This window comes from Burkholderia sp. Cy-637 (assembly GCF_011753175.1).
GTDB lineage: Bacteria > Pseudomonadota > Gammaproteobacteria > Burkholderiales > Burkholderiaceae > Burkholderia > Burkholderia gladioli.
In genome coordinates, this window is sequence record NZ_VWWC01000257.1 from 1 (window position 1) to 6,737 (window position 6,737).

The window sequence follows — 6,737 nt, forward strand, 5'->3', positions numbered from 1 at the left end:
ATTGTTCTGGATCATCCGGTACGCCGCCTCGGCGAGCCAGGTCTTGCAGGTTTTCTCGCTGCCGCGCGGCGCGCGGATCACGCGCGTCGGATCGAGACGCGGATCGATGTGCTTGGGATGATTCATGACAGCCCTCGAAAGGAATAAAGCCGGATCGGCACGATCGGCTGCAGCGCAACCGGACAGGCACGAGTCTATCCGGCCAATGTTGTCTAGACAACTCGTTTTCAATAAAAAACGGCGCTTCCCGGCCGAACTCGGTGTTTATCCCGATGCCGGAAAATCAGGCTCGAAACCCGGCAAGGGCACAGACGCCAGTTCACCGCGCGAGCACAGTCGCGCGGCGAACTTGGCTAGACAAATCGAGGAGAAAAAACGAAGCGCGCCACCGACGGGCGCGCGATGAAACGGCAGGGAAACGCGGGGAAGGATGCGAAAAAAGCAGTGTGGAAAACCCGTGCTCAGACGCTGCCGGCCAGATGAAAACGCGAGGCCGGGTGCCACAGCTGCACCGAGGTGGCCACCGATTCGCCGACCCAGGTGCGCCGCCACATCATCAGGCAGGGCTCGCCGATCTCCATCGCGAGATGGCGGCGGATCGGCGCGTCGGGCTTGTTGGCGTAGATGCGGAAATCGGCGCGCTGGATCGGCGCGAGCTTCACCATGTAGCGGTTCGGCGTCTCGGCCGTGAAGTCCTGCTCGAGGTAATGCGGAAACACCAGCGGGTTCACGTAGCGATCCTCGTACTGGATCGGCTCGCCCTCCTCGTAATGCACGATCAGCGAGTGGAACACCGGCCCCTTCGACAGGTTCAGCGCGGCCAGCGCCTCCGGGTCCAGGCTGGTGTCGAGCGCGAGCACCTTGGCGGTATGACGATGCCCGCGCGAGACGATCTCGTCGGCGATGTTGCGGATGTCGAGCACGGTCGACTCGACGTCGCGCGGCGCCACGAAGGTGCCCGAGCCCTGCACGCGCTTGAGCACGCGCTCGCTGGTCAGCTCGCGCAGCGCGCGCGACACGGTCATGCGCGCCACGCCGAACTCCTTCACGAGCTCGGTCTCGGAGGGGATCATCTCGCCGGGCTTCCAGGTGCCGTCCGCGATATGGCCGATCACATAGCGCTTGATCTGTTCGTAGGCGGGTGCCAGCTTGCGCGCGGCCCGGGGCTGCGTCGCGTCGTCCACTGCGTTTGTCGTCATCGTTATTCTCGACTTCCTTCGTGAGGGGCTATCGGCCCGGCCCCGCGCGCTCGGCCGCGTCAGCCGCCGATCGCGGCCGGCAGCACGTCGTTGGCCGAGGCCAGCGGGCCGCCCGCCGAAGGCGGCGCCGCATCGGCCACCAGGGTGCCGTCAACGGGCCGCACCTTGACCGGATCGGGCAGCGGCGGCGGCTCGCCATGGGCGATCAGGCCGAAGGCCAGCGTGATGTCGTCGGCCAGCGGGCGGTCGTCGCGATAGAACGCGACGTCGTGGCGGATGCGTGCATAGAGCCGGTCCGTATAGGCCGCGCGCGGCGCCTCGACCGGCTGCAGGTCGTAGGCCTGGGCGGCGGCGAGCAATTCTATCCCAAGTATCCGGCAGCTATTTTCGATCACCGCCAGCGCCTTGAGCGCGGCCGGCGTGGCGTGACAGAGATGGTCCTCCTGCAGGCCCGAGGTGACGCCGCCGTCGAGGCTGGCGGGCGCGGCCTCGCGACGGTTCTGCGCGACCAGCGCGGCCGCCGTGTACTGCGCGATCATGAAGCCCGAGCGCGTGCCGCTGGCCTGCGCGAGGAAGGCCGGCAGGCCGCTGACCAGCGGATTGACGAGCCGGTCGACGCGCCGCTCGGCCATCGCCGCCACCTGGGCGACGGCGATCGTCAGGCTGTCCATCGCCAGCGCGATCGAGGCGCCCACCGCGTGCGCCTGCGAATAGACGCGCGGCGCCTCGGGCGTGCCGGTGACGATCGGGTTGTCGGTGGTCGAGGCCAGCTCGCGATTGACCACCTCGGCGGTGGCCGCCAGCACGTCGCGCGCGGCGCCGTGCACGTGCGGAATGGTGCGCATGCTGAGCGGATCCTGGGTATGCCGCCCCAGCGCCGCGGCCAGCAGGCCGCTGCCGTCCAGGGCCGCGCGCATGCGCTCGCCCACGCGCGCCAGGCCCGGCGAGACGCGGAACGCCAGCGAATCGGCATCGAAGGCGGCCATCTGCCCGCCGAGGTTCTCGAAGCTCATCGCGGCAACCGCATCGGCCCAGTCGAGCAGGCGCTCGGCGCGCCGCAGGGCCAGCGCGGCCAGCCCCGTCACGCAGGGCGTGCCGTTGACCAGGCTCAGGCCTTCCTTGGCCTCCAGCGAGAGCGGCGCGAGGCCTAGCCGTTGCAGCGCATCGGCACCGCCCAGGCGCTCGCCGCGCCAGCGCACCTGCCCCGCGCCCACGCACACCAGCGCGATATGCGCCATGTGGCTCAGGTAGCCGACCGAGCCCATGGCGGGCACCTCGGGCAGGCAGTCGGCATCGAGCAGCGCCTCCAGCCGCTCGACCACCTCGGCGCGCACGCCCGAATGACCATGCGCGAAATTGTTGATCGCGGCCGCCATGATCGCGCGCGTCTCCTCGCGCCCGAGCGGCGCGCCCACGCCCACCGCGTGGCTCATCAGGATGTTGTGCGAGAGATCGTGCTGGTCGGCCGGCGACACCACCACGTCGCAGAGCGCGCCCACGCCGGTGTTCACGCCGTAGGCGCGGATCCCGCGCGCCACGATCTGCTCGACCAGGTGGCGGGCGGCGGCGATGCGCTCGCGCGCCTCGCCGGACAGGTGCAGCGGTTCCCCGGCGGCGACGGCGGCGATATCGCGCCAGTCCAGCGGGCGATCGGTACGGATGACGGCCATGGCGGTGTCCTGCGGATCAGACGAAAAACGATGTGGGTGAAAGGGCGGCCCCGCTCGGAGCTCAGTTCGCGTTGCGGTCCTCGTGGCCCGACACGAAGCGGCGAAAGCGTTCCGACTTCTGCTCGCCGAACACCTCGTCGGGCGTGCCGTCGGAATCGACCTGCCCCTGGTGCAGGAACATCACGCGGTTCGACACGTGGCGCGCGAAACCCATCTCGTGCGTCACCACCAGCATGGTGCGGCCTTCGTCGGCCAGCGCGCGCATCACGCGCAGCACCTCGCCCACCAGTTCCGGGTCGAGCGCCGAGGTGGGCTCGTCGAACAGCATCACCTTGGGATGCATGGCCAGCGCGCGGGCGATCGCCACGCGCTGCTGCTGGCCGCCCGACAGATGCGCCGGATAATGGCCGCGCCGCTCGCCGAGTCCGACCTTGGCCAGCAGCGCCTCGGCCTCCTCGACGGCTTCCGCGCGGCTGCGCTTGAGCACGCGCATCGGCCCCTCGATCACGTTCTCGAGCACCGTCATGTGCGACCAGAGGTTGAAGTTCTGGAACACCATGCCGAGCTGCGAGCGCACCCGGTCGACCTGGCGGCGGTCGCCCGGCTGCAGCGTGCCGTCGCGGCGGCGCTTCATCTTCAGTTCCTCGCCGCCCAGCGTGACCGAGCCGTCGTCGGGAATCTCCAGCAGGTTCAGGCAGCGCAGGAAGGTGCTCTTGCCGGAGCCGCTCGCGCCGAGGATCGAGATCACGTCGCCCTCGTGCGCGTCGAGCGAGATGCCCTTGAGCACGTGGTGATCGCCGAACGACTTGTGGATGTTGTGGGCGGACAGCGCCACCGGCTTAGCGGATTGCATGCGTTTCTCCAGGATCAGGCAGGCGTTCAGGGCGCGGCGCGCCGCGTCTCGAGCGAGGCGACGGGCCGCGACACCACGGCGGGCGCGGCGCGCAGGTGGCGTGACAGGCGCGTCTCGAGGAAACCGAGCAGGCGCACCACGACGAAGTTCAGGAACAGGTAGATCAGCGCGGCGCAGACGAACACCTCGGTGGTGCGATAGGTCTGCTGGATGATCTGCTGCGCGACGCCGGTCACTTCCCAGACCGTCACCAGGCTGGCCAGCGCGGTGGACTTGACCAGCAGCACGGCCTCGGTCGAATAGGCCGGCAGGCACTGGCGCAGCGCGATCGGGCCGATCACCCGGCGCAGCAGCGAGAAGCCCGACAGGCCGATCGCGTAACCGGCCTCGATCTGCCCGACCGGCACCGCCATCAGGCCGCCGCGGATGATCTCGGCGGTGTAGCCGGCGGTGCAGAGCGCGAGCGAGAGCACCGCGCACACATAGGGCTCGCGCAGCACCGGCCACAGGAAGCTCTCGCGGATCACGCCGAACTCGCCGAGCCCGTAATAGACCAGGAACATCTGGATCAGCAGCGGCGAGCCGCGGAACACCAGGATGTAGGCGCGCGCGAAACGGTTCGGCAGCCAGTGGCGCGACACGCGCATCGCCACGATCACCAGGGACAGCAGCCCGCCGATCACCAGCGACAGGAAGAACAGGCCCAGCGTGGTCGGCACGGCGGCGATCAGCTGCCGCAGGGTGTCGAGCAGGAACGGGAAATCGATATGCATGATGGGAGCCGTCCTCGGTCAGTTGCGGGCGAAGTTGCGCTTGAAGGAGCGGCCCACGTGCGCCTCGGCCTTGCCGAAGATGCGGTTCGAGGCGCCCGTCATCAGCAGGTACAGCACGCCGCCGGCGACGAAGAACAGGAAGTATTCGTGGGTGGAACCGGCCGCCACCTGGGTGGCGCGCAGCAGCTCGGCCAGGCCCGTCACCGAGATCAGCGCGGAATCCTTCAGGCTCAGTTGCCAGACGTTGCCCAGGCCCGGCAGCGCGAAGCGCAGCACCTGCGGGATCAGGATGCGGCGCGCGGCGGTCAGGCGCGGCATGCCGATCGCGCGCGCGGCCTCCAGCTCGCCGCGCGAGACGGCCAGCACCGCGGCGCGGTAGACCTCGGCCTGGTAGGCGCCCGAGATCATGCCCACCGCCACCGCGCCGATCGCGAACGGTGGCACGCCGACGAAGCCGTCGGCACCGAACCACTGGCCGATGGTGGTGACCAGGCTCGAACCGCCGAAATAGAACAGGTAGATCACGAGCAGCTCGGGCACGCCGCGGAACACCGTGGTGTAGCAGTCGCCGAGCACGCGCAGCAGGCGAAAGCGCGAGAGCTTGGCGGCCGCCACCAGGCCGCCGAACACGGAGCCGATCAGCAAGGCGGACAAGGTCAGCACGATCGTCATCAGCGCGCCGAGCAGCAGCACGCTGCCCCAGCCTTCCGATCCGAAACCGAGCATGGAGATGAGAGAGGACATGGCGACTACCCCAGGCAAAGCAGGCTACGCGGCAGGCGCGCGCAGCGACATCGGAGTGGCATCGCGCGCGCCGCCGGCGGCGAGGCGCGCGATGCCGCGAGAGCGCGCGAGCCTCAGGGCGTCACGTCGGTCTTGAACCACTTCAGGGCGAGCTTCTTGATGGTGCCGTCGGCCTTGGCCGCGGCGATCGCCGAATCGAACTTCGCCTTCAGGTCGGTATCCGTCTTGCGGAACGCCAGGCCCTCGCCCGGGCCCCAGATCGGGCCGGCCACCACCGGGCCGGCCGGCACCACCTTGGACTTGCCGGCGTTGGCCGTGTAGTAGGTGATGTCGTCGAAGGAGGCGTCGATGCGGCCGTTGGCGAGATCGAGGTCACGCTCGGGCGCGCTCTTGTAGACGCGGATCGAGGCGACGTCCTTGAAGTTGTTGTTGACGAAGGCCGTGTAGATGGTGCCCGACTGCAGGCCGATGGTCTTGCCCTTCAAAGCCTTGCGCAGATCCTCGACGGCCGGCGCGTTGCTGCGCGCGTCGTTGTCCAGGCGCAGTGCCGCCGTGTTGGGTGCCGACTTCGGCAGGATCTTGGGGTCCGCCACCGCGAAGGTGGCCGGGGTGGCCGCATAGGGCTGCGAGAGCGCGAGGATCTTCTCGCGGTCCGGCGTGATCGAGATCGCATCCATCAGGACATCGAACTTGCCGGCCTGCAGGCCCGGGATCATGCCGTCCCAGTCCTGGGTGACGAGATTGCACTTGAGTTGCGCGTGCGCGCAGAGGTTCTCGACCAGCTCGGGCTCGAAGCCGCCCAGCTTGCCGCCGGGCAGCGTCAGGTTCCACGGCGCATAGCTGCCGTCGAGCGCGATCGTCACCGTCTTCCAGTCCTTCGCCTGCGCGGCGCCTGCCATCATCGCGGATCCGAGAACCGCGCCGACCAGCAGCGAAACGAGACGGCTGTGCTTACTCTTCATGTCGACATTCCCCATGGGTTTGGAACTACCTGCCTAAGCCTAACTAGCGATCTTGTATAGACAAGCATGAGTCAACAAAATCACCTTGGCAAGCAATTTCGAGAAAACCGGCAGGGACCTAGGGCATACCCGGAGAAGCTTGTCCGATATGGCTTTCAGACGAATTCGCGTGGTCGATTCCGGTGCAGGATTTCGCCTTGGCGAGGCATGTTCGCCAAGCTGGGGCAAGTCATCTAGTCAACTGAACAAAGCTCGATACTGTTGCCCGAGCGGCCGCGGCGCCGCGTGCGGCACGCGCCGGCCCGGTTGCACCGCTCATTGCAACCCGCGCGCGATCACGCGCTCGGCGAAGGCCTCGGCCACGCGCGGCAAGGTCCGGCCGCGCCGCTTGACCAGCGCCACCGGCCGCACGAAGGCGGCGTCGTCGATCGGCCGCGCCACCAGCTCGGGCTCGGCCAGCACCTCGCGCGCCGAGGCCGGCAGGATGGTCAGGCCCAGCCCGCCGCGCACCATCGCCACCGCCGTCATCATGTAGG

8 protein-coding genes are annotated in these 6,737 nt (G+C 68.6%); 1 reads left to right on the top strand and 7 read right to left on the bottom strand.

Going from position 1 to position 6,737, the window contains the following annotated elements:
• Positions 1 to 124: 124 nt before the first annotated feature.
• Positions 125 to 406: a hypothetical protein gene (locus tag F3J10_RS33565; protein WP_167243878.1), complete on the top strand. Its 282-nt coding sequence runs from the start codon at positions 125 to 127 to the stop codon at positions 404 to 406.
• A gap of 55 nt (positions 407 to 461) precedes the next feature.
• On the opposite strand, the gene hutC is transcribed toward F3J10_RS33565, so the two are convergent.
• From hutC to F3J10_RS33600, 7 genes are all read right to left on the bottom strand, one after another.
• Positions 462 to 1,199, bottom strand: a complete 738-nt coding sequence (gene hutC / locus F3J10_RS33570) for a histidine utilization repressor (protein ID WP_013697956.1) — start codon at positions 1,197 to 1,199, stop codon at positions 462 to 464.
• Between the two features lie 59 nt (positions 1,200 to 1,258).
• Entirely contained in the window at positions 1,259 to 2,869 is a 1,611-nt protein-coding gene (gene hutH, locus F3J10_RS33575; protein WP_166915879.1) for a histidine ammonia-lyase, read from the bottom strand.
• A gap of 61 nt (positions 2,870 to 2,930) precedes the next feature.
• A complete protein-coding gene (locus F3J10_RS33580) occupies positions 2,931 to 3,722 on the bottom strand; it encodes an ATP-binding cassette domain-containing protein (protein ID WP_025098828.1) in 792 nt (263 codons plus the stop codon).
• A 26-nt stretch (positions 3,723 to 3,748) separates the two neighbouring features.
• The gene (locus F3J10_RS33585) at positions 3,749 to 4,495 is read right to left on the bottom strand and encodes an ABC transporter permease subunit (protein WP_025098827.1); all 747 of its coding nucleotides are present in this window, start codon (positions 4,493 to 4,495) and stop codon (positions 3,749 to 3,751) included.
• Positions 4,496 to 4,513: 18 nt separating this feature from the next.
• Positions 4,514 to 5,239, bottom strand: a complete 726-nt coding sequence (locus tag F3J10_RS33590; RefSeq protein ID WP_025098826.1) for an ABC transporter permease subunit — start codon at positions 5,237 to 5,239, stop codon at positions 4,514 to 4,516.
• A 113-nt stretch (positions 5,240 to 5,352) separates the two neighbouring features.
• Positions 5,353 to 6,201 (bottom strand): transporter substrate-binding domain-containing protein, encoded by an 849-nt coding sequence (locus F3J10_RS33595; protein ID WP_025098825.1) that lies wholly within the window; start codon positions 6,199 to 6,201, stop codon positions 5,353 to 5,355.
• 315 nt (positions 6,202 to 6,516) lie between these two features.
• The coding region (locus F3J10_RS33600) for a LysR substrate-binding domain-containing protein (protein WP_240155787.1) at positions 6,517 to 6,737 on the bottom strand (221 nt) is incomplete at its 5' end.